Annotated in this window: 22 protein-coding genes; 18 read left to right on the top strand and 4 right to left on the bottom strand. The window is 31.9% G+C overall.

What is annotated here, in order from left to right; translation table 11 throughout:
* Positions 1 to 203: 203 nt before the first annotated feature.
* From Q0845_RS09690 to Q0845_RS09680, 3 genes are all read left to right on the top strand, one after another.
* Positions 204 to 875: a hypothetical protein gene (locus Q0845_RS09690; protein WP_298512236.1), complete on the top strand. Its 672-nt coding sequence runs from the start codon at positions 204 to 206 to the stop codon at positions 873 to 875.
* A 169-nt stretch (positions 876 to 1,044) separates the two neighbouring features.
* Positions 1,045 to 1,680, top strand: a complete 636-nt coding sequence (locus Q0845_RS09685) for a hypothetical protein (protein ID WP_298512234.1) — start codon at positions 1,045 to 1,047, stop codon at positions 1,678 to 1,680.
* Between the two features lie 134 nt (positions 1,681 to 1,814).
* On the top strand, positions 1,815 to 2,432 hold the full coding sequence (locus tag Q0845_RS09680; RefSeq protein ID WP_298512232.1) for a hypothetical protein: 618 nt from the start codon (positions 1,815 to 1,817) through the stop codon (positions 2,430 to 2,432).
* A 70-nt stretch (positions 2,433 to 2,502) separates the two neighbouring features.
* Here Q0845_RS09680 and Q0845_RS09675 read toward each other — a convergent pair whose 3' ends face one another.
* From Q0845_RS09675 to Q0845_RS09660, 4 genes are all read right to left on the bottom strand, one after another.
* Complete coding sequence (locus Q0845_RS09675; RefSeq protein WP_298512230.1) at positions 2,503 to 3,264, bottom strand: LytTR family transcriptional regulator DNA-binding domain-containing protein; 762 nt, start codon at positions 3,262 to 3,264, stop codon at positions 2,503 to 2,505.
* 14 nt (positions 3,265 to 3,278) lie between these two features.
* Complete coding sequence (locus tag Q0845_RS09670; protein WP_298512228.1) at positions 3,279 to 5,066, bottom strand: histidine kinase dimerization/phosphoacceptor domain -containing protein; 1,788 nt, start codon at positions 5,064 to 5,066, stop codon at positions 3,279 to 3,281.
* A gap of 22 nt (positions 5,067 to 5,088) precedes the next feature.
* Positions 5,089 to 5,676, bottom strand: a complete 588-nt coding sequence (locus Q0845_RS09665; protein ID WP_298512225.1) for a hypothetical protein — start codon at positions 5,674 to 5,676, stop codon at positions 5,089 to 5,091.
* Positions 5,677 to 5,790: 114 nt separating this feature from the next.
* Entirely contained in the window at positions 5,791 to 6,867 is a 1,077-nt protein-coding gene (locus Q0845_RS09660) for a hypothetical protein (RefSeq protein WP_298512223.1), read from the bottom strand.
* Between the two features lie 230 nt (positions 6,868 to 7,097).
* On the opposite strand from Q0845_RS09660, the gene Q0845_RS09655 reads away from it, so the two are divergent.
* The 15 genes from Q0845_RS09655 to Q0845_RS09585 all read left to right on the top strand — a co-directional run bounded on the left by Q0845_RS09655 (position 7,098) and on the right by Q0845_RS09585 (position 24,090).
* Positions 7,098 to 8,336, top strand: a complete 1,239-nt coding sequence (locus Q0845_RS09655; RefSeq protein WP_298512221.1) for an SH3 domain-containing protein — start codon at positions 7,098 to 7,100, stop codon at positions 8,334 to 8,336.
* Positions 8,337 to 8,413: 77 nt separating this feature from the next.
* Positions 8,414 to 9,274 (top strand): GNAT family N-acetyltransferase, encoded by an 861-nt coding sequence (locus Q0845_RS09650; RefSeq protein ID WP_298512219.1) that lies wholly within the window; start codon positions 8,414 to 8,416, stop codon positions 9,272 to 9,274.
* A gap of 103 nt (positions 9,275 to 9,377) precedes the next feature.
* Positions 9,378 to 10,436 (top strand): signal peptidase I, encoded by a 1,059-nt coding sequence (gene lepB, locus Q0845_RS09645; RefSeq protein WP_298512217.1) that lies wholly within the window; start codon positions 9,378 to 9,380, stop codon positions 10,434 to 10,436.
* A gap of 334 nt (positions 10,437 to 10,770) precedes the next feature.
* Positions 10,771 to 10,962 carry a hypothetical protein gene (locus Q0845_RS09640; RefSeq protein WP_298512215.1) on the top strand — a complete coding sequence of 64 codons (192 nt, stop codon included), beginning with the start codon at positions 10,771 to 10,773 and terminating at the stop codon, positions 10,960 to 10,962.
* Positions 10,963 to 11,086: 124 nt separating this feature from the next.
* Positions 11,087 to 12,142, top strand: a complete 1,056-nt coding sequence (locus tag Q0845_RS09635; RefSeq protein WP_298512213.1) for a BF3164 family lipoprotein — start codon at positions 11,087 to 11,089, stop codon at positions 12,140 to 12,142.
* Positions 12,135 to 12,728 carry a hypothetical protein gene (locus Q0845_RS09630; RefSeq protein ID WP_298512211.1) on the top strand — a complete coding sequence of 198 codons (594 nt, stop codon included), beginning with the start codon at positions 12,135 to 12,137 and terminating at the stop codon, positions 12,726 to 12,728. The genes Q0845_RS09635 and Q0845_RS09630 overlap by 8 nt, the downstream gene beginning before the upstream one ends.
* A 149-nt stretch (positions 12,729 to 12,877) precedes the next feature.
* On the top strand, positions 12,878 to 13,108 hold the full coding sequence (locus Q0845_RS09625) for a hypothetical protein (protein ID WP_298512209.1): 231 nt from the start codon (positions 12,878 to 12,880) through the stop codon (positions 13,106 to 13,108).
* A 94-nt stretch (positions 13,109 to 13,202) separates the two neighbouring features.
* On the top strand, positions 13,203 to 13,442 hold the full coding sequence (locus Q0845_RS09620) for a hypothetical protein (protein ID WP_298512207.1): 240 nt from the start codon (positions 13,203 to 13,205) through the stop codon (positions 13,440 to 13,442).
* Between the two features lie 109 nt (positions 13,443 to 13,551).
* On the top strand, positions 13,552 to 13,788 hold the full coding sequence (locus tag Q0845_RS09615; protein ID WP_298512205.1) for a hypothetical protein: 237 nt from the start codon (positions 13,552 to 13,554) through the stop codon (positions 13,786 to 13,788).
* 84 nt (positions 13,789 to 13,872) lie between these two features.
* Positions 13,873 to 14,919, top strand: a complete 1,047-nt coding sequence (locus tag Q0845_RS09610; protein ID WP_298512202.1) for a BF3164 family lipoprotein — start codon at positions 13,873 to 13,875, stop codon at positions 14,917 to 14,919.
* Positions 14,920 to 14,933: 14 nt separating this feature from the next.
* Positions 14,934 to 15,467: a hypothetical protein gene (locus Q0845_RS09605; protein ID WP_298512200.1), complete on the top strand. Its 534-nt coding sequence runs from the start codon at positions 14,934 to 14,936 to the stop codon at positions 15,465 to 15,467.
* A 6-nt stretch (positions 15,468 to 15,473) separates the two neighbouring features.
* Positions 15,474 to 16,553 carry an efflux RND transporter periplasmic adaptor subunit gene (locus tag Q0845_RS09600; RefSeq protein WP_298512197.1) on the top strand — a complete coding sequence of 360 codons (1,080 nt, stop codon included), beginning with the start codon at positions 15,474 to 15,476 and terminating at the stop codon, positions 16,551 to 16,553.
* A 22-nt stretch (positions 16,554 to 16,575) separates the two neighbouring features.
* Positions 16,576 to 19,677: an efflux RND transporter permease subunit gene (locus Q0845_RS09595; protein ID WP_298512195.1), complete on the top strand. Its 3,102-nt coding sequence runs from the start codon at positions 16,576 to 16,578 to the stop codon at positions 19,675 to 19,677.
* Positions 19,670 to 22,630 (top strand): efflux RND transporter permease subunit, encoded by a 2,961-nt coding sequence (locus tag Q0845_RS09590; protein ID WP_298512193.1) that lies wholly within the window; start codon positions 19,670 to 19,672, stop codon positions 22,628 to 22,630. Before Q0845_RS09595 ends, Q0845_RS09590 begins: the two co-directional genes overlap by 8 nt.
* On the top strand, positions 22,627 to 24,090 hold the full coding sequence (locus Q0845_RS09585; protein ID WP_298512191.1) for a TolC family protein: 1,464 nt from the start codon (positions 22,627 to 22,629) through the stop codon (positions 24,088 to 24,090). The genes Q0845_RS09590 and Q0845_RS09585 overlap by 4 nt, the downstream gene beginning before the upstream one ends.
* Positions 24,091 to 24,159: the final 69 nt, after the last annotated feature.

Raw genomic sequence — 24,159 nt, 5'->3', positions numbered from 1 at the left:
AATTTTTTATGATTTTTCAATGTTCTGAATTAGAAACAAGTATTTATACCCAAAATACAGGTATTTATTCTAAAACTTACCTTATTTGACAGAATTATATTTGTCTTGTTAAAGAAATAGATGTCGACAAAATAACAATACATATGTATTATTTTCTTTAAACAATTTCAAAATTTAATTTTTAATCAAATAATTTAATTAAAATGAGTATTACTAAAAACAATAAAGAACAGAGGCCTATTATTATTGAAACGCGAGGTATCAATAATGATGGTACATGGATACATAGTGAAGGAAGTGATTATATTTTCTACTATAGATTTGATTCTTGGAATGAAGAGCAAAAAGAGGTTATGCGAAGTGCTTTTATACGTGCATTACAAGTACCAAATAAAATAAAGGAAGCTGTAAAGGAAACTTCTGGAGAAGAAGTTGTCAATGGTTTGTATACATCAAATTCTCAAGCCATGATTAAAGCTTTAAATACCATTACAGGTATGTCACAAACCAATGCGGTCAAAAGGCAATTAATTGGCAACGGAACAATACAAGATGCAAATGCTCAACTATTCAATGATATTTTATCTGGCGTGGGCGGCACTGTAAATCCAATGCGCGATTATTTAAATAGAGCCATGGCAGCAACTCAAGCAACTGCTGCAGGAAATACAACTGCACAACATCTTGGGACAACCATTACACTTTTATCATTGGTACCAGGCCTTAATATTGCACTGACTTCTGTAGTATATGCAGTTTCTACTGCTACTTCAGCGGCAGTACTAATTAAGCATAAATGTTCGAACAATACAACAAGGTTTTCTTATAATGTTGACTATACAAAAGTTGGTTATTCTTATCAAGAACCTGTTTAATTGATTGAAACAAAAATCAAAACAGTACTGTTTACATTCATGAAATCAAAATTGGGTGTTTCTTTTTACACTCAGTTTTGATTTTTGATTGATCGTCTGCAAATACAGAAACAAAATATATTTCTCGTATTAAAAGCTCATATTTTATCCATAATTAAAAAACACATCTATGACTAAAAATATACCTCATTGCAGCACTCCAACTAAAAATGGTGTATGGTTGCATACTTGTAGTGAAGATTTTTTGTTGTCTTCAATCTCTAATGAACTTACAGAAAAAGAAAGAAAGATTATTATAAGCGCATTTCAAAATGCACTTACAGTATTTACTAATATCAAGAAGACAATACATACAATCCCTAAAAAACCTTGTTTTATTCAAGGGCTTTATTTTCTTAATGAGGAAGAAATGGCTAAAGTTTTGAATTCCATAAAAGGGATGGAACAAACAGCTTCATTTAATCCAATAAAAGCGTATGCTGGCGCTCCTGACGTGATGAATCTACACTTTTTTTACGATATTCTTGGAATTTCTATGAATAAACTAGCATATTTAAAATCGTACCTTTTCAGATATATGAGAGTTATACAATGTCTATCGAAACAATCAGAAAGAGACACTTTTGGTATTTTAACTTGTATTGTTGGATATGACAGTATGGTAGAAAAAGCTGTGACTACATTTACTTATATAACTGTCACAGGCGCAACAAAAGAAAAATTTATCAAAATTAACTGCGACCATGATTGTATAGATGAATCTGATTATTCATTCAATGTTGTGAAATTCAATTATTCCTTGTAAAGGTTAATCAACTTCTTTAAAACTTTACACAAAAAACAGCTCTTATCGCATACGTAATTTATAGAATAGAATGACATTTCACTTTTAAAGTTTGTAAAAAATTGTAGATTTACATTCAACTTAATTATACATATATGAAACTTTCATTGACATTATTTTCGTTGCTTTTTGTTGGGAATTTATTTCTTGCACACGCGCAAAGAGATGCTTCCAAAGAACCAAAAGCGGGTTTAATCATAACTATTAATGGTAAAAAACACACTGTTCCAGAAGGTGAAATCGTTACACAAAACGGTACGACAGTTTCTGTTAAGATTGCAGATTCTCGTTCTTTTAGTAATGGTACAATTTCTTTTGATTATCCTTCTAATTTAGGATTTGAATATGAAGAAGATTTCGGATACAAAAACTGGATGTTTGATGGAAATAATTTTGTGATCATGTATTTTGAAATTACACAAGAAAATAGCTTTGACAGTTTTGTTAATGAAATTGCAGGCCGTTATGGAAAACAAAATTGTAAAATAGAAAAAACATCTATGAAACTTGGAGGAAGAGAGTTGTATGGAAAGCGAATTAATGTGAATTTAATGGGCGAACGATTGATACAAGATTTCTTATCAATTCCTATGAAAGATGGTAAAACGCGTATTCTTGCTTTTCAAGATTCTCCAGATGAATACGGAAATCATACCGACGAAGGCAACAATGTCATCAATATGGTTAAAAAAACAATTACGTATAAAAAGTAATTACTACTTTATTTAAAAAAACGCTAGTTAGCTCATTGCTGACAAGCGTTTTTTTATGGGTTTCCCTTTTTTAAATCGTTTTAAAACGCTTGAATACATATTCTTTTTGCGATTTGCTTACCGGAATTTTATGTGTTCCTACAAACAATAAATTTCCTTCAAAACCGTGTACTTGATTGATGTTGACAATATAACTTCGATGTGTTCTCACAAAGCTTTCGGTAGGCAATTGCGATTCTATTTTTTTCATTACTACGGCATATACAAAACGTTCTGATTTTGTGAACACTGTACAGTAATTATTATCTGCTTTGATACATAAAATATCTACCAAAGGCACGCGAACAAAGTGTTGATTTTTTTTTAGGAATAAACTGTCTTTTATTTGAAACACCTGCAATTCTTCGGCAATCGTTTCTTTATTTTCAAACACATCTTTCCCTGGTGTTTTGTTTGAAAAATTTATCAAAGCGAGTTCAATAGCGACCTTTACTTGTCTGTCGTTGAATGGTTTTAAAATATATGCATACGGATGCACTTTTTTTGCACGTTCAACCAATGAAGCATCTGCATGTGATGTTAAAAAAATGAATGGAATTTGATACTTTTCATTCACAATTTTGGCCAATTCAATACCATCTTTATCACCTTTCAAAATAATATCAATCATTATAATATCGATATCTTTTCTGGTTTCAAGTATGGCAACTGCTTTTGCTACAGAAGGTGCAATTCCAACAACTTCGTAATGCATATCAGTCAATCGTCCACTGATATCTTGCGCTAAGATAATTTCATCTTCTACGACTAAAATTTTTATGGTAGTGCTCATGGTTTCTAGTGTGTTTAGGAAAGTTTTATTTTCATTTCCCAATGTGTTCCTTTCGTATTGATTTGTTCCATCGTTCCTTCTAGTTGTTGGATTAAAGAAGTAATCAATTTGAGTCCGAACGAATTGTCTTTTTCATTTGTATCTTGAGTAAAACCAACGCCATTGTCAATGACTTGAATGTGTAAATATTCTGTCGTTTCCTGCATCATGACAATCTTCAATAATGGTTCATCAACTCCTTGATATGCGTATTTTAAGGAATTAATCACCATTTCATTGATAATTAACGCAAGCGGAATTGCCACATCAATTCCAATACTAATATCTGCAATGACAAAACTTGGCGAGAACTTGACATTATATCCTTCAAACAATCCTAACACCAATTCCTGAATATAATCTTTCAATGGAATTTTAGTATCTACCCCTTCTTGGTATAGTTTACGATGCACTAACGACAATGCTTCTACTCTATATTTCCCTGACAAAATAGCTTCTTGCGCAGGATGTCCTGTGAGCTCTCTACTTTGCAGATTGAGTAAACTAGAAATCATTTGCAAATTGTTCTTCACACGATGATTTAGTTCCTGCAACAACAACGCTTTTTCTTGCTCACGTTTGCTAATCAGTTCTTTTTGATCGGATAAAATAGTGTTTGTTTTCTTTATTTTTTGATTTCCTCGATATAATAAATAGGTCAAAAGCAATACAACTAAAAGTCCGGTAATCAATCCGAAAACCCACTTTTTTTGATTGGAATTGGTAATATTTAAAAGTGAAATTTCAGATTCGCGTTTCGATACTTCATAATCAGCTTTGAGTTGTTCGTTTTTTTGAATATTTTCTTTATTCACTAAACTGTCTTGGTACTGCTGATATACTTTTTGAAATTTTAAGGCTTTTTTATAATCGTTTTGTTCTTCATAAAAACCTGTAAGCACTGCGCTAAAATCTCTAATTTGTTCTTTGAGTCCAGCACTCTTTGCCATTGCAAAGGCTTCATTATATTTACTTTCTGAAAGTGAAAAATCACCTTCCTTCTCATAAACACTTCCTAATGCTGCTACAAAAATAGAGGTAGCATACACATCTCCCAATCTATTGGTAATTGCAATTGCTTTGATCAAAAATATTTTTGCTTTCGCGAATTTACCTTCTGCAGCATATACCATTCCTAAATTTCCCAGCGAATAACTTTCAATGGTTTCATTTTTAAACGATTTATTTAACTCCAGAGCTTTTGTTAGTGATGTTGTTGCGTCTTCCAGTTGTTCCGCAAAACGATAGGATTCTCCTAAGTTTGTAAGCACATAAGCTAAATAAAAATCATCTCCAATTTCTGAAAAAATTTTTTCTGCTTTTTGAAAATATATAATTGCCAAATCATATTCTTTCTCTCCCACATGATGACTCGCAATTTGCGCATACGATGCTCCTTGTTTGTCTTTCAGATTTAACGAATCATAAATATGTAATGCCTTAAATGTTGCATCTAAGGCATTATTTTTATTTCCCAATCGTTGTTCAATAGTACCAATTTCTTCCCATGCTTCTCCTTGCAATACTAAATCATTAATTTCAATAGCTATTTGCAATGATTGTTTTGCATAACGGATTCCTTCATCTGTATTTGGGTGGTCATTCGCAATGATTCTCAGCAAAGTAGCTTTCTCATTTTTGGGTAACTTTTGAGTTTCGAGCACTTTCAACAAGCTATCTGTTTGCTGTGCGTTTTGTGCAAAGCAAGAAAGAGATAACATTAGAAATCCTATAGAAAATAATAGCTGTTTATTGAAAGTCATATACGTTTTTAGATATTTATTTCTAAAGTTTTCCTCCACCTTTGCGACCAGATGTAATTTTAATTAATGGATCAATTACAAAATAAAAAGTTCGCAGGATTTCTCTTCCTTCTGCATTTTTCACCGTAGTTGTTGATTTAAGGACGACTCTATAAGAAACGTACGTATCTAAAACTTTATCATCCAATCCTTTTGCGACAGTAATAGCACATATCTTATCAATAGGTTCAATGCTTAATGAACCGTCAGGAAGTTTAATAATAGATTTGGGTGCCGTATCAAAAATGTTTTCCCAAGGATTCGGAAGTGAGACAAATCTTCTATTAAAATCTTGTCCAACATTATGAATATGACAACCTACCAATTCTAGTGGTAATAAGTCAAATTCCTTTTCTTTTCCATAATCGGATTCCAATTGAAAGGCAATAGTTTCTCCACTAAAGAATTCGTATAAATTTGCATCGTTAATAGACACAAAACCATCTATTAAAATGGGATTCGCAGAAGTTCCTAATCCAATATCAGTATTGTTTATGGCTTCTAATAGAAGTTTCGTTTGAACCGTAAATGAAATTTTTTCTGTTATTATACTTGATGATCTAATTAACATAATTTGTTGTTGTTTTTGAATACCTTAATTCTTGATAAATCAACAATAAGTTTTTATCGTTTTAATTTAGCAAAAATTAAGATAAATGATTGATTATAATGATTTTAATTTCGACTACTTTTTATTTTCATAATAGTCTATTTTACTAATTTCAAATTCTACTCTATAGGTAAAATCGCTAGAAACCAATCGGATTTGGTGAGTTCCTTCTGCGTTAGTATCTATTAATGTTTTTGAATTATGTGCTTTTTCATCAGCACTAGAAGTATCTCGTTCCACAGCACTTGCATCAAACTTCACACTGTATTTAGTTCCACAACTTTCATCTAGCAATAAATCCACATAATCTTTTTTTCCTCCATATATGACATCTCCTTCAGCTACTTCCTTATCTGGACGACCTTTCCAATTGTATACAATACCTTTACCTATTAATGAATTCACATTATCTTCTTTACAATTTTTCTGAAATAATTTTGCTTCCATTTTAAAATGACTCATATCTGCGTTATTATTGATACCTTCATCATCAGACACTTCACAAACCAGTTTTAGTAGTTTTACGCGTATTTTTGTCATTTTTTTTCGTTTCTTCTTCTTTGTGGGAGTTGCGCTAACATTGGATTTTTTAGTGTTATTTTTTCTTGCAGTACTAACACTTGTCGTTTCTTTTTTTTGTTTGGGTGCAACTGTAGCGGCTTTTTCATTAAAACCTTCCAATTCCCAATGCGCTAATTTTTCAAACGGACTCACTTTACCAGCAGTCAACTCTATTCCTTTATCTATTCTAATCCAGATATAATGCATCAGATGATAACGGTTTCTGATTCTATAATACGGAGTTCCTCTTACTTTTTCCAATGCCCATTGTGCCCACTTTAAATTTGGTCTCACCAGTTTACTAGCTTCTAATTTTCCTTTTACAAGATGTAAATAATAGTCATCACGTCCATTCTTTTTCCAACGATTCCTTATTTTGTAATATTTGGATCCTGGTATTTTTTCAAAAACCCATTGTGCAGACCACCAATTGGGTTGTATAGTTCCAGCTTCTACACTCGTATTTTCAATATGTATTCCGTACACATCACCATTAATTGTATTGCGGTTTTTAATGCGTACATAGTCTTGTGCAAATACAGTTCCTACAAATAGTAGTAACATGCTTACAATAAAAAAGTTTACTCTCATGATTTCTATGCTTTTAGGTTAATTTTCAACTCAAAAATGACTGATTGTCAACTCAAAAAGAAAAAATATGAGTGAATGGAAGTTTTTGTATAGTGAATGTTTTCTTTTTTGATGTAAACCTTTTTTAAACTAGGATTTTTTTTAAGTCCTCTATTATTTCTTAAATTGAATCCCAATTTTAACCAACTAACGATCAAATGAAAATGTATTCTTTTACCTCAAAACTGTGCATGCTTTGTATAACAGTTTTAATGATTTCCTGCGGAAGTGATTCCAAAGAAAAATCAAAAACAAGCACAGAAACTGTCCCTGAAGAAGTCAAAAAAACTGAAGAAGCACCTAAAGTTGACAATTCGTATTACGCTTGGGTTGATAATATCAATGTGCGAGATGCTGCAAATACGAAAGGAAAAGTTGTAGGCACGTATACTTCGGAAGATGCTTTGGAATTTACAGGTACCAAATCTGACACAAAAGAAATTATTGTACTTCGCGGGGTTGCATACGACGATTACTGGATGAAAGTAACCACAAAAGACAACAAAGAAGGCTGGGTTTATGGTGGTGCAGTACAACAGAAAGGCGATGAAAAAGGTAACGGGATCATTACTGATAAGCAATTTGACTTTGCCCACTTTGGAAAATTTGACATTTCATCATGGACCGATTTAGGAATTACAAAAAGTGAAAGTGGTGATGCCGAAACGGTAAATTATAGCTACTTAAAAGACAATCAAATTATAGAAATTGAAAGAACCGAAGTTGGCGAACACGGATATTATTATACGTTCAAACTCATGGACGCCAAAAGAAATCTTCAAAAAGAACGTAAGTTTAGTTATACTGTTGAAATGGGCGATTCTAGTCCAAAAATGGAACTCACTGAAACCGTGAAGGATTATACCGCTAAAAAAGAATATACGCGTTCACAAAGCATTAAAAAACACTTCATGCAACTCAATGCAAAGCCAGAAATGGTCAACGGAGCTTGGAAAGAAACTACGCTACAAGAAACCACTTCTGCTACCGAAGAAATTGCACCAGCTGTTGAAGAAAGTGCACTTGATAAAAAGACATCTTTTGCAAGACCTATGCAGATAATCACTAGCATCAATAGCTTGCCAGACGAATTTAGAGATGGTTGCAGTTGTTCATTCCGTACACATCCTGATGATTATGATACCTTACTTGTAATGGGAACCTATGAAGACGCACCAAAAGCCAAGGCAATTATTAAAATCAACGGGAAGAATGTGATCTTAAAAAGTAAAAAACCTGAAAATCCTGATCCTAAAAAGGGAGATCATTTTAGACATTATTACAACGATCAATACGATTTAAAATTTTCGTTGACAAAAGACGGACAAAATGATGGTGGCGGACCAGAATATACTGGAACCATGCACTTAACTTCTAAAGATGGAAAAGTAAACACGGACATCAATATCTTTGGTGGTTGTGGTTGTTAAACTGCTTTAAAATATATACTTTCATATGATTCATAATGAAACTTCGTTGTGAATCATTTTTTTACGTAATACCTACCATGAATATAGACGATTTACAATTTGAAAAACTAGACTTGAACGGCGTAAATACCTTAGCCAATTGGGCACAACAAGAAGGTTGGAATACAGGCCCGTACGATGCTGATGTATATTTTGCCACCGATCCTGATGGTTTTTATGGTTTTCATTACGAAGGCGAACTCATAGCTGGCGGATCTATTGTTTCGTATGATGGCGCATTTGGATTTATGGGATTCTTTATTGTAAAACCTGCCTACCGATCACACGGAATTGGAAGAAAGTTATGGTATTTAAGACGCGATAAACTATTGTCTCGACTGAAGAAAAATGCAGCTATTGGCATGGACGGCGTTGTAGCAATGCAACCTTTTTACCAAGAAGGCGGCTTTGAAATTGCTTTTAGAGATGTTCGTTATGAAAAAATTGGATGCGCTTTTACGGTTGATGCAAATATTTCTGCCATTGAAAATACTGATTTCGAAGCTATTCTTGCGTATGATGCACAATGTTTTGGAGTTTCGCGTCCGCAATTTTTACAACCTTGGTTACAACTTACTGATATTAAAACATTCAAATATGTTGAAGACAATCTATTAAAAGGTTTCGCCATTGTTCGAAAAACAATTACTGGAAACAAAATATGTCCTTTGTTTGCTGACAATCCTGCTATTGCAGAAACTTTATACAAAGCCTGTTTAAATTCGGTTCAAGGCGAATCTTTATGTTTGGATATTCCTATGGTAAATGAAGCTGCCAAAGCACTTGTGGATAAATATGAAGCTACTTATATTTTTGAATGCGCACGAATGTATTATGGAAATCCACCAAAAGTAGACTTAAATAAAATATTTGGAATTACCACTTTTGAATTGGGTTGATACTTATATTTAAAGAGGTAAAATTTTCTCTTAAATTTTCAACAACCACCTTCTATTTCTTGTAAAAATTGATATCTTAACACAAAAGTAAAACTTCGCATATATGTCAAAATCTTTGAAAAGTAATATTTCTAAAATAGTATTCATACTGTTTTTCGGACTTATTATATGCTTTTTCATTTGGTCAAGACTTTTTATAGTTTCACTACTCTTGGTTCTTTTTATAGATTGTATTAGTACACAATTTTTATATAAATTCTTAAAGAGAAAACTTACTAAAAACACCTATACAATTATTAAATATAGTACTTATCTCATTTTCCCGATTGGATTGGCTATATTTTTTAGAATCTTCATTTTTGAAATTTATTCCATTCCCTCTAGCTCTATGGAACGTATATTATCAAAAGGAGAGATGATTGTGATTAATAAATTGGATTATGGTCCTAAAATGCCAAATTCAATTACTGAAGTTCCTTTTGGTAGTCTATTTTCATCTGAAAAAACAAATGATACAACATATAATCGCTTAAGTGGTTTTGAAAAAATTGAACGCAATGATATTATTGTTTTTAAAAGCTTTAAGAAGAATTCCTCTAAAAAATTCATCAAAAGAATTATTGGTTTACCTGGTGAAACAATCCAGATTGTAAACAGTAACGTTTCTATTAATGAACAACAACAAGAAGAACTTTCTACGTATGTTTTTGACTATATTACAAAAGATACGAAAGGTTTTATTGCGGGAAAAACATACTCAAACACAGAGTATAAAAAACTCCCTTTACAGGTGCAACAAAAGATTACACGAAATATTCATTTGCCAAAAACAATCGTTGAAAATATATTTCCTAAAGAGAAGGTTTTTGATTGGACTAGAGATTTTTACGGACCTATAACGATTCCAAAAAAAGGAAATACCATACAACTTACTATGGAAAATATCATTTTCTATGAAGAAGCCATTGCTTTGGAAACTCAAAAAACAATCTCCATACAAAACGACATCATTTATTTAGATAATGAAAAAATTAACAGTTATACATTTCTTTTTAACTACTTTTTCGTGATGGGAGATAATCGACACTTCTCTAACGATTCTAGAGCTATTGGTTTTGTACCTGAGTACACAATACAAGGGAAATTGTGGTTTAGTTTTTAATAAACTACAATTCACATAAAACACTGTTTACAAAATACTTACATAAAAACTTTACTTCTTAAATCCACCTTTTAAGATAAATATTACGGATTCACCTTACCTTATTTATCAATTTAACTTACTAATTGCCAGTTATTTAAAAAATCAATGTAAGATTTTTTGATACACATTTTATTTATCCTACATTTAAGTAAGACAAATATGCAGAAATACACCTGCGCGCAACTACTCTGCATATTTGTTATCAATAACCAAAAAAACCTTTAATATTATGAAAAAAGTAATTTTAACAACAATCGCTTCGGGGCTATTCATGTTAGCTTTAGTATTTAGTATGAACACCTCAACAGTAACTTTTGGCGAACAAGCTTTTGCCGATGGAACCTGCTGTTCTGAACTAACATCGACTTGTATCATTGACGGTGTAAAAGTTGAAGACTCTTACAAGAAGAGAGATGGTGGATCATGTTTCGAAGTAAAGCCAGTTGATGCGATTCCTGTAGGAGCCACACCTGTAAATAATTAACATCTATTTATCTTATATAGGATATAAAATCAGTCAAGTTCATTTTGGCTGATTTTTTTATGAAAATCATAAGCTTCTGTTGCAAAATATATTCTATGTTTAATTAACTAAACCAGTCCTTATAATGATTAGAAAAGTACTCGTATTATTTCTTTTAATTGCCATTATTAGCTGTAAAAGTGATAAAAACACACCAAATTTCCATACCCTAGCTATTGAAGAAACTCCAAAACCAATAAAAGGTGAAAAACTACTATTTACCGAGTTAGTCAATCCTAGTAAAATGATTTATAAAGAGCCATATCTCTATTTAGGAGATTCCAGAGCGTTGAAACGAATTCATGTTATTGACATTTTAAATAATACCTATGTTGCTAATATTGGTATTGCAGGAAAAGGACCAGGAGAATTATTGAGTTTATCTTCTCTTGATATTAGCAATGGTAAACTTTGGGCGTATGATCTTACCATTTCAAAGCTTGTTTCTTTTCATTTAGATTCGTTAGCTTTCCCAACATATACATATGACACTGAAATTTATTTTCAAGGAAACGCAAATCAAAACTTTAGTCCAAATTGGATAGAAAAAGAAAAAACTATTGTCAGCACAACCTTTTCTGAATCAGGAAACCGATTGATTTTCACAAATACTGAAGGTACTATTATTGATGAAAAATTTCCAATGTTTTCACCTCCATCAAGCAATATTCCACAAACAATTCACAACATATCATATCAAAGTATCTTAAAAGTAAAACCAGACCAATCAAAAGTTGCTATTATTAGCAGATATGCTGATTTATTAGAAATCTATGATTTAAAAAATAATACTATGAAACGTATTAAAACACATAGCAATTTCAATCCTATATATGAAGTTATGAATGTCGATGGAAATGCAGTGATGGGACAAGGAGAAGATACACGCTTTGGTCATATTTATATAAGTGCTTCTGATGAAAAAATTTACACATTGTACTCTGGTAGAACGCGTGGTCAAGGAAATGCAAACTTTGCAGATGTTGTTTGTGTATTTGATTGGGAAGGAAATTTTATTACTTCCTATAAAATAGAAAACAGAGCAATTGCTATTGAATTAAAAAACGATCATGAATTTTTTGTTATTGAATTAGATTCTCGAGGAGAATTTTTACTTAAAAAATACACTACCTATGACTAAGAATTCTGCATATACACTCATGTTTGCTATCTCTATCTTAGGATCTTTTATTTTGATAGTTAGTACTCTTTCTAAAAATGAATTCGTTACGGCTGAACAACAAAAATACGAAGATGCACATACTAAAATTCAAGAAGCATGGAAAGGGAAATCTTTGCAACTTCCTACGGAGTTATACAATACCATGACGAATGAAAAAGTGGATTTACTCTCTAAAATACAAAATAGTAAAAAAAAATACACACTTATTTCCTATTTAGACGGAGAATGTTCGAGCTGTGTTCATGACTTAAAAAAATGGGAAGCATTGGTAAAGAAACATCCTACATTTGAAGAAAAACTCGATATCGAATTTTTAATAACAAGCGGTGATATTGAGTTACTAAAGTATCAAGTGTACGATCAGGCAAAATCTAGTTTTATTTTTTTATGGGATAAATCCAATACGTTCAAACCTATCAATAAAATAAGTGACTTAAAAGCCTATCAAACATTCCTCATAAAAGACAACAAAATAGTTTTTGTAGGATCGCCAATTCGTGGCGAATTCTACATCGAAAAACTACAAGAAGTTATCACTAATTAACTTATTGAAGATGAAGGTTTTTCGCATTTACGCAGGTATTATTTCACTTATAATCCGTATATTTTTAACATATTTTTAATAATATTATTATTATTTTTTAGTTCTATATATCTATATTGAAAAACTATTAATCATTAAAACTATTATTTATGAAAAAAATCATTTTAGGTGCTTCAGCACTTCTTTTTGCTGCTGCATTAACATTGAATGCCAACACCCAACAAGAAATTACTGTGAATGAAGCATTAGCCGGAGGAACTTGCTGTCCAGGAGTTGGAACTTGTTACCCAACTAATGGTGGTATGACTACAAATGCTTGGTGGAGATCTGATGGAAAACCATGTAATGCTAAACTCGAAACTATTGCTGGTATTAACTAGTGAAAAATATGAAACCAAAAATATAGCTTTTTTTATCTTTTTGGGTTCATAACTTTTATCAAAGTGAAATATTACTTTTAACAAAACCAGTATTATGAAAAAAATCATTTTAGGTGCTTCAGCGCTTCTTTTTGCTGCCGCATTAACATTGAATGTCAACACCCAACAAGAAATTACTGTAAATGAAGCATTAGCTGGAGGCACTTGCTGCCCAGGCGTGGGCTCTTGTTACATTTCTAGTAATGGGACTTTCATACCTAATTATTGGTTGAGAATTGATGGTAAATCATGTAGTGGAAAAGACCTTTCTCTACAAACATTAGGAGGAAACTAATCTACAATAAGCATACAGAAAAATAAATCCAGAAGGACAATTTTCATGATGCTTATGGTTTTTAACCCTTACATGTATTATTAAATACTTTCAAAAAAATTATCAAAATATGAAAAAAATCATTTTAGGTGCTTCTGCTTTTCTTTTTGCAGCAGCATTAATGTTAACTACAAATACACAAAAAGAAATTACTGTCAATGAAGCCCTAGCTGCAGGAACTTGTTGCCCAGGAACAGGAATTTGTTATCCAGGTAATGGAACACATGTCAATGTTCACTGGTGGCGATCTGATGGAAAACCATGTGATGCTAAAATTAAAGAGGTCGAAGAATTTACTTCACTTTAAGCATTCATTATATATTAAAAAGTTAAAAAAGAGAATTGTAGTTGATTTATAACTACAATTCTCTTAATTATTTAAAAAAATTCTATGATAAAAAGAAACAACCTATTTATCTTATTTTTAATTATCACTTTCGTTTCCTGTACACAAACAGAAACCAGTTGGTATAAAAAAGTAAATTTAACTCCTGCCAAAAAAATTAAAAAAGTAAATAATTGGACTTTATCTGATAGTTTATTTAACCCTTTTAAGTTAAAAAAGGAAGGTCAAAATATTTATATCAATGATTTAAAATCAAAAAAAGTTATCGTAGTATTTGATGAGAATAGTAACTATAAAGGGAATATAGGAATTAAAGGAAAAGGACCTGGAGAATTGTTAGCTCCTTTTGGATCATTAGATTTTCATGACAATAAACTTTGGGTTTTTGATAGTTCGCAAAATAAATACCTAGGTTTTCATAAGGATAGTGTTTCTTCAAATGATTACAAACCAACAGATCATGAATTATTCTTAGAATCAAAAAGTTTCTTCTATGAACTAGGTTGGTTAGATTCAGAAACGATTGTAGGGTTAGATTTTTCGGAAATAGACAACAGGCTTTCTATTTATAACACAAATACAAAACAAACAACAACTACAGGAACATTACCTCCATTGCCAAAGAGTGAAGTTCCTATTGCAGTTCATAAGCAGTCATTGATGGCAACGTTAAAAGTGAAACCAGACAACAGCAAAATTGCACTTGCCAATTTATATTGTGATTTAATTGAAATTTATAATCAAGACGGAAGTGATTATATGAAAATTAAAACTGATTTAGACTTTTTACCAAAATATGAACTTTCAAACAACGGAAGTCGTGTCGTAATGGGACAAGCTGGAGATACTAAGTTTGGTTATATAGACTTATCAGTATCCGACAATAAAATTTATGCGTTATATTCTGGAAAAACAAGAGATGATAGCCCTTTCCCTTTTGGCACAGAAATTCATGTATTTGATTGGGAAGGTAACTTGGTAAATGTTCTTGAAATTGAGAAAAAATCAACCGCAATCGAAGTTGACACGAATGATAAAAACCTATTTGTAATAGAATATGGTAATGCCAATATAGTTCAATACAAACTCTAATATCAATACAAGCAATGAAAAAGTATATATATCCATTACTTATTTCTTCTTTTCTTATTGGAGCAATAATTATATTCTTGCTAAAGTTTAATTCCTCAAAAAATGATACACTTACTGACGAATTATCTAAGATAGATACCGAAATGCAATCAACATGGAAGAATAAACAATTAGTCTATCCAGATGAGTTGGTTCCTATAAATACAGAAATAGTATTTAATACTTCAATTAATACAAAAGAGTCTCTAATTATAAATTATTTGGATGCAGATTGTTCTGTATGTATAGATGATTTAACATTATGGGAGAAATACTTAAAAAACAACCAGAAAAAAGCTATATTTATTATATCTGGTTCTGAAAAAATAAAAGTCGATTACATGATAAATGATGTATTGTTTTTTAAACATCCAGTTTATTATGATGAATTTGATGGATTTAATCAACTCAATGAATTGTCAAATTACAAAGCATATCACTCTTTTCAAGTACAAGATAATAAAGTAATTAAAGTTGGTTCTCCTGTATTATTAGAGAATTTTAAATAACAAAAATTGAAATCTAAATATACCTACATATCTTCCATTACCTTCTTATTCTTTTTTGGAATACTACTGATTTCTTGTGACAATAAAACAGAAACAAAAAAAACTACGGTACCATCAACTCCTAAAACAACTGATTTTGTAGAAAAAGTAGCCTTTGATACCATCCAAAAAGGTGATTTTAATTTGGAATTGCAAACATCAGGAAAAGCCTTTGCCAAACAAAAAGCAGAAGTAAAATTCATCTTGAATGAAAAAATCAATGCTATTCGTGTGAAAAATGGACAAAAAGTAAGCAAAGGACAGGTAATTGCACAACAAAATAATGACAGCTACCGCAATAAGGTCATCAAAGCAAAAGAACAATTAGCACGCGCCAAAATTGATGTAGAAGATATTCTTATTGGATTTAATCATAGTTTAAAAGATTCTACCAACATTCCAAAAAGTACTTTAAACATGGCAAAGAATAGAGGAAATTATAATACTTCTATTTCAGACTTAAATGATGCCAGATCAAAACTTGCTTCTACAAGCTTAAGAGCGCCCATTAGTGGCGTGATTGCAAATTTGGAAACCAAAAAATATAGTTATCCTGATACTACAAAACCATTTTGTATCATTATAAACAATGATATTTTTGAAGTTGAATTTAGCATTTTGGAAGAGAATTTTATTTTTCTACAAAAAGGACAAGCTATTGAGATTTCAACGAATTTCTCTGAAAAAATATTTAATGGAGAACTCACAGAAATCAATCCTAGTGTAGATGAAAATGGACTTATCAAAGTACGTGGTACGTTTGCCAACAGCGATGCAGGTATTTTAGATGGAATGAACGTGAATGTAACCATCAAAAAAGTAGTTCCTAATAAATTATTTGTTCCCAAAGAAAGTGTTGTATTGCGCGACAATAAAAAAGTAGTGTTTACCTATAAAAATGGAAAAGCTTTTTGGAACTATGTAGAAACTTCGTTCGAAAACACCACGCATATTGTCATTGAAAAAGGACTCAAAAAAGGAGATCTTATTATCTATGAAGGAAATGCCAACTTAGCACATAATGCTTCGGTAACGAACATAAAATAAGATGAATGGCGACAAAAAAATAATGTCTTCATTTACAAAAATCATCATTTTTGTACTCTTAGGCATTGTAGGCACTGCGTTTATTTTTTCACTCTCCATTCGTCTCAAACCCAAACAAAATATTCCCGTAATTACCATTGCATATACTTGGCAAGATGCACATCCAAGAATTCTAGAAAGTGAAGTCACAAATCCTATTGAACAATCGTTAGCCACGTTAGATGGTGTACTCAATATCAATTCTGTTTCATCCAAAGGTTCTGGAAAAATAGATCTTGAATTTTCTGAAAACACCAATCTCGATAAGAGTCAATTATATATCAATGCAATTTTAAGGCAATTATATAACGATTTCCCAAAAGGTGTTTCGTATCCTACAGTCACCACACACGGAATTGACAATGAACGTGCAGAAATCCTAATTTCTTTAGCGTTAAGCAGCGAAGCATCTGTAGCAACGTTACAACAAAAAGCAACTGAAATCATTCAGCCAAAACTAGCGCGCATCAAAGGTGTCAACAATGTACAATTGGTCGGTGTGCCCACATACAAATATGTCATTCTCTGCGACGATGCCACTTTGAAAAGGTACAAAGTTGATCTCGAATCTGTAAAAGCAACTATTACTACTGTATTGTCCAAACAAAGCTTCGGCACTACGCTTTATAACAATGCAGAAAAAGACATTATTCTTTATTCTGAAGAAAACGGCACGCTCGAAAATATTCTTTTAAAAACGCCCATTGCGACTAAAGACAACAATATTGTTTTACTAAAAGACATCATTCAAATTGAACTAGTTGAAGAACAAATTCAAGGGTACAAACGCTTCAATGGATCCAATGCCGTCTCTGTTATAATTACTTCCGACAAAGATGTAAATCAGTTAGATGTCATTCAAAATGTGTATAAAACTATCGCCGAATTTCAACACTCCAAAAGTCTTGAAAATATAAAGATTCATACATTATATGATGCTACTCAAAAACTTACCGATGAACTTCTCAAGGTTTCGTACAGAGTGTTTTTTTCCATCATCGTTTTGTTTGTGTTTATCATCATCATTAGCAGAAGTTTTAAATATGTATTTCTAATCTTTATTTCGCTGTTGCTGAATGTACTCTTAGCGGTAATTTTATATCATATATTTTCGGTCGATTTACACATATACTCTTTTGCAGGATTAACCATTTCTCTAGGAATCATCATGGATAATTCTATCATTATGATTGATCATTTACGTCATCATAAAAACAAAAAAGTATTCATTTCCATTCTTGCTGCAACCTTAACAACTATTGGTTCACTTGCTATTATCTTCTTTATCAAAAAAGCGTATCAATTGTATTTACTAGATTTTTCATGGATCATTTGTATCAACCTAATCGTTTCTTTATTCATCACTTTTTTCCTGATTCCAGCTTTAAACGATAAACTCAAATTCTCAAAAAACTTCAAAAAAACTTCTTTCCGAAGAAAACGTAGAATTGTTATTTTTTCAAACATCTATTATAAAACCTTAAAGCTTTTTATAAAACGAAAAAGGCTCGTGTTCTTAGTGTTCATCATGCTTTTTGGTTTGCCATTATTTCTTATTCCCCAAAAAGCGACAGGAAATTTTATGGGCAAAGAACTCATCAATTCAGTATTGGAAAGTGAATTTTATCAAGAAAATATTCAGCCTTCATTTGCCTATGTTGGCGGTTCATTACAGTCGTTTCTAAAAAGTATAGAAAAAGGTTCGTTTATCAGCAGTCCCGAACGTATTTCGCTCAAAGTTCATCTCCGTAATCCGGAAGGAGCAACTATTGAACAATTGGATGCTACGATTCAAAATTTTGAAAACCTTCTAAACAATCAACAAGGCATTGATATGTTCTTCGCTGAAATTTTCGACACCAATAATGGTATGATTCAAATTTACTTTACGGAAGAAGCTGAAGGCTCTGATGTTCCGTATGTGTTGAAAAACAAACTGCAATCTGCGGCAACAAAAATTGGAGGAATTGATTGTGCTATTTCAGGTATTGGGCAAGGTTTTAGCAACAGCGGAAATACCATTTCAGATGCTTCTATAAAATTGAAAGGTTATAATTTGGATGAATTAGTAGCACATGCAGCGCACATTCAAAAAAACATATTATTAGCACATAAAAACATTTCCAATGTAAAAATAAACAGTGAACGCTCGTGGATATTGAAAGATAAATTTGAATACGCATTAAATATTGAAAATAGTGCCGCTATAGCCAATATTGGTAAATATCAGTTACTGGAAAAACTGCAATGGCTGTCGGGGAATGAAAATTATATTGCACGTTTCAATGCACTTCCCGTAATCATAAAAGAGCAAAATGATTTTATGACCGAATGGACGCTGAAACATCAAAAAATTGAAATTGATTCTACAAGCTTCAGCACAAACAAAATAGCTTCTGTAAAAAAGCAACGTGTATTTAATAATGTGGTAAAGAAAAACAGTGAATATCAACTTTTTCTAGATTATAGTTTTGCAGGAACCTTCGAATACAATAAAATCGTTTTAAAAGAATTGCTCCAAAAAATAAATTCGCAACTGCCTGTTGGTTTCCGTGCGATGCATCCGGATGCGGATTATGAATATGAAAAAGAAGAATATCTGGTAGTAAAAGTTGCGCTGATTATTATGTTGATTATTTACTTTATTTGCGCAATCCTGTTTGAATCTTTACGACAACCAATTGCTGTAATTGTGATGATTCCGACTTCATTTATTGGCATCTTTCTCACTTTTAGCTGGTTTGATCTTCCGTTTGATCAAGGCGGATTGGCTTCTTTTATTATGCTTAGTGGAATTGTAGTGAATGCAGCAATTTATATCATCAATCAATACAATAATCAAGAAACAAAACGAAAAGATCCTATAATCAAGTATATAAAATCGTTCAATGCGAAAATCATTCCTATAATTCTGACGATTTTATCGACCATTTTAGGATTATTACCTTTTGTGATTGTCTCTGGAAACGACTTTTTCTGGACGTCTTTTGCGTATGGAAATATTGGCGGATTGCTATTTTCCATGCTTGTACTCATTATAGTATTGCCTTTATCTTTATCTCTAAAATTGAAGCGCCATGGTTGAATTTTTAGTCAAACGTCCCATAGCTGTCTTCATGACATTTTTAGCATTTGTGCTACTTGGTATTACGTCATTAAACCTAATGCCTGTTTCGTTAATGCCCGAAATTGATGTTCCTTATTTAAAAGTACAACTCGATGAACCAAATTATACCGCTAATGAATTAGAAAAACTTGTTGTACAGCCCATACGAAGACAACTTGTGCAAGTGGGCAACCTAGAAGACATTCAAAGCAGTACGTATAATGGAAACGCCTTTATTGATTTATATTTTGCATATGGAACTGACGTAGATTATGCATTTATTGAAGTCAATGAAAAAATTGATCGTATTCTTTCAGCATTACCTAAAGAAATCAGTCGTCCTAAACTGATCAAGTCAAATCCGTCAGACATTCCGTTGTGTTATGTACACATTCCATATCCCAAAAATAGTTCGCAGATAGCATTTTCAAACTATATCAAAAATAGTGTCAGAAAACGTTTGGAACAAAACGAATCGGTGGCTTTTGTAGATATGACCGGAACGGTTTTACCTGAAATCAGCATTCAACTGAACCCAAGTAAACTTGCGCAACTTCAGCTTTCTATTGCAGATATAGAAAATGTTATACGAAGTAACAATACACAAATTGGCAACTTTAAAATTAAAAATGGACATTATGTGTATAATGTATTGTTTGAACCTTCATTACAAAGTATTGAAGACATCAAAAATCTATATTTAATTGCAAATAATACACGCATTCAAATCAAAGATCTAGCGGAAGTTACCTTGGTCAAAAAAGAACAAAAAGGCATATTTACAAACCAAGGAGAAAAAGCCATCAGTCTGGCAATTGTCAGTAAAGCAGATGCAAAAGTATCAAAGGTCAAAACAGAAATACTAAGCTACTTACATCAACTTCAAAGCAGCAATGCTGATTTTTCGTTTAGCATTCAACAAGATCAATCAGATTTATTACATATTGCCATCAATAACTTACAAAACAGTCTTATAATTGGCGCATTGCTTGCCATTTTAATGGTATATATTTTTATACGAAATTATAAAGTATCGCTCATCATTGCATTGGTCATTCCGTTTTCGTTAGTCATCAGTTTTCTCTTTTTATATCTCTTACATATTTCCATCAATATTGTTTCGCTTTCAGGACTAATTGTTGGGATTGGAATGATGATTGACAATTCGATTATTGTGATTGATAATATTTCGCAATATCGCATCAAAGGACATCATATCATTACATCTTGTGCAAAAGGAACCTATGAAATTCTGCGTCCGTTATTATCTTCTTTACTCACAACTTGTGCCGTATTTATTCCGTTGATTTATTTAAGTGGCATTGCAGGAATTTTATTCTTTGATCAAGCATTGGCCATCATTATTAGCTTAAGCATTTCGTATATTGTCTCTATTATTTTATTGCCAACGCTGTATGTAGCTTTCAACATAAAAGTCAAAGAAAAATCACAGAAAAACAGGCTCTCAAAAATCTACATCCGTTCGTTCGATCTTTTATTTAAGCAAAAAATTCTTGTGATTATTTGTGGAATTGCATTGGTAATTGTTGGCGGATTTGTATTTACAAAAACGAATAAAGAAAAACTTCCCGAAATTCAATATCACGACTTTAATTTCGTCATGAATTGGAATGAAAATATCGCTTTGGCGGAAAGTGAACGTAGAACTTCCATGCTAGAAAAACAACTAAAAAATACGGTATTCAGTTCGTTTATTGGTGAACAAGATTTTTTACTCTCAAAACGTAAAATAGCGAATACAGGCGTTCAATTATATGTACAAACAACTTCTGCTAATGAAGCTCAAAAATACAAGCAACAACTTCGTGAGTATAGCATCCAACATTTTCCAAATGCAACATTTGAAGTACAAAAATCTGACAACTTATTTGAACAATTATTTTCTTCAAACAAAGCTGATTTTGTTCTAAAAATTCCTGCAAAACGAGCTAACGAAGTTCAAGCAATTGCAGAAAAAATCTCCACACAGTTTCCAAAAAGTATTGTCAGTACTGAAAAGCAGAAACAAGTGTTACAACTAGCTATTGATCTGCGAAAAATTGCAACGTACAAGATTGAAAACAGTGAATTAATTCGCCATTTAAAATCGTTATTCAGTTCCAATGAAATTAGTGTGCTAAAAAGTACCAATGAATACATCCCGATTGTTCTCAAAAAGACAACCAAAGACTTTGCTACCATTATCAAGAGTTCATTTATCACGAATAAAGACAATGTTCAAATTCCAATTGCAAACCTCATCAATACAAAAGAAATAAGCGATTTTGAAAAGATATATGCTGACTTCAACGAAAATTACATTCCAATCCATATTACAACGAATAACCACCAAGAAATCATCGATTTTGTAAAAACAAACAGTAGTCACGAAATTACCTTTGATGGAACCTATTTTGAAGAAAAAACATTTGTCAACGAATTGCTAATCATCATGTGTATTGTTGTATTGCTCTTATACTTTGTATTGGCAGCACAATTTGAATCTTTATTACAGCCATTAATTATTCTTTGCGAAATTCCAATTACAGTTGGCGGAACCATCATTATCATGTATGTATTTGGTATTTCGCTCAATATTATGTCAATGATCGGAATGATTATCATGCTCGGAATTGTCATCAACGATTCCATTTTAAAAATAGATACTATAAACAAACTAAGAGACCAAGAAAACACAACACTTCTAGAAGCCATTCATCAAGCAGGAAACAGACGATTAAATGCTATTTTAATGACCAGTTTTACTACAATTTTGGCCATGGTTCCTGTGCTTTTTACTTCTGGAATTGGCGCCGATTTGCAAAAACCACTAGCATTGGTTGTCATTATTTCCATGTGCATCGGAACTTTTGTTAGTCTCTATATGTTACCAATGCTGTATTGGTTGCTCACAAAACAAAAAACGTCATGAAAAAATACATCACATATATACTATTCTTTGGTGTCTGTTGGCAACTCATGGCACAGGAAACAAAAACAGTGCTTACTTTAGAAGATGCCATTGAACTTTCTAAAAGTAAATCGATTGAATATTTAACCGCAAAAAACAATGCCGAAGTCAACTATTGGCAATATCAATCTTATAAAGCAGGATTTTTTCCATCGTTAAATATAAGAGGAACACTGCCAAACTATCAACGTTCTATCAACCGAATTACTGCCGATGATGGAACCGATATTTTTATTGGTCAGAATCAGGCATTTTCTTCTATTTCTTTAGATGTGAATCAAATTGTACCGTTTACAGGTGGAGAATTTAGTGTATCATCTTCATTGAACCGAATCGATATTTTTTCCAATCCCAACTTTACCACATACTCTTCTACTCCATTGACAATTAGCTATTTTCAAGAATCATTATTCTACAATCCTTTTCGTTGGGAAAAGAAAATTCAACCGCTTATTTTTGAAGAATCTAAACGTGAATTGGTAGAACAATTAGAAGACATCTCATACAATACAACAAGTCGATTTTTTGATTACATCTTGGCTAAAATCAAGTCAGATAATGCTACGATCAACAAGAAAAGTCAAGATACTATTTATAAAATTTCCGAAGGACGTTTCAATATTGGAAAGCTCTATGAAAATGATTTGTTACAATCTGAACTCAGCTTATTAAACGCCGAAAAAGAACTGATCATTTCTAAAAACGAATTAAAACTCACCAAACAAGCTTTGTTGGATCAACTAGGAATTCAAGGCGAATCAAACATTGAATTGATCATTCCTGAAGAACTAATTTTTATTAAAATTGACTCGCTACAACTCTTTGAAAAAGCATTTGAAAACAGAAAATTACGCATTAATCATCAACGAAAAATTGCCGAAGCCGAACAAGAAATTGCCAAAACCAAAAGTGAAGGTTTTACTTTGGGAATTACAGGAAACTTTGGGCTTACTCAACAAGACGAATTATTAAATCGTGCGTACTCAGATTTATTGGTTCAACAAAACTTTGCACTTACTTTTAGAGCTCCTATATTTTCTTGGGGAAAACGAAAAGCTGAACGAAAAATTGCCAGAGCAAACCTCGATTTAATTCGAAGCACCAACGAACAAGAACTCTTAACTGCACGACGCGAATTGAGTTTAAAATACTTGGAATGGCAGCAAATTGAACTGTCGGTAAAAATTACAAAAAGAGCTTCAGAAATCGCGGTCAAACGATACAATGCTTCAAAAAGACGCTTTGCTATTGGAAAAGTTTCTATCACAGATTTAAATATTGCCCAAAGTGAAAAAGACACCGCCATTTATAACTATTATCAAAGTCTTCGCGAATATTGGGAACTTTACTATGAACTGCGAAAATTGACGCTCTATGATTTTATAAAAGGCGAAAACATCATCAAAAAAGAGGCAAACTAAAAAAGCCACTTGTATTTCCGTTGAATCCTTTAAAGTTTCTGTATCTTGAAAATTATATCATAATTTCAC

Origin of the sequence: uncultured Kordia sp. (assembly GCF_947489565.1) — a bacterium.
GTDB lineage: Bacteria > Bacteroidota > Bacteroidia > Flavobacteriales > Flavobacteriaceae > Kordia.
Note: the sequence above shows the minus strand (reverse complement) of the source record. Positions and strands in the feature narration are given on the sequence as shown.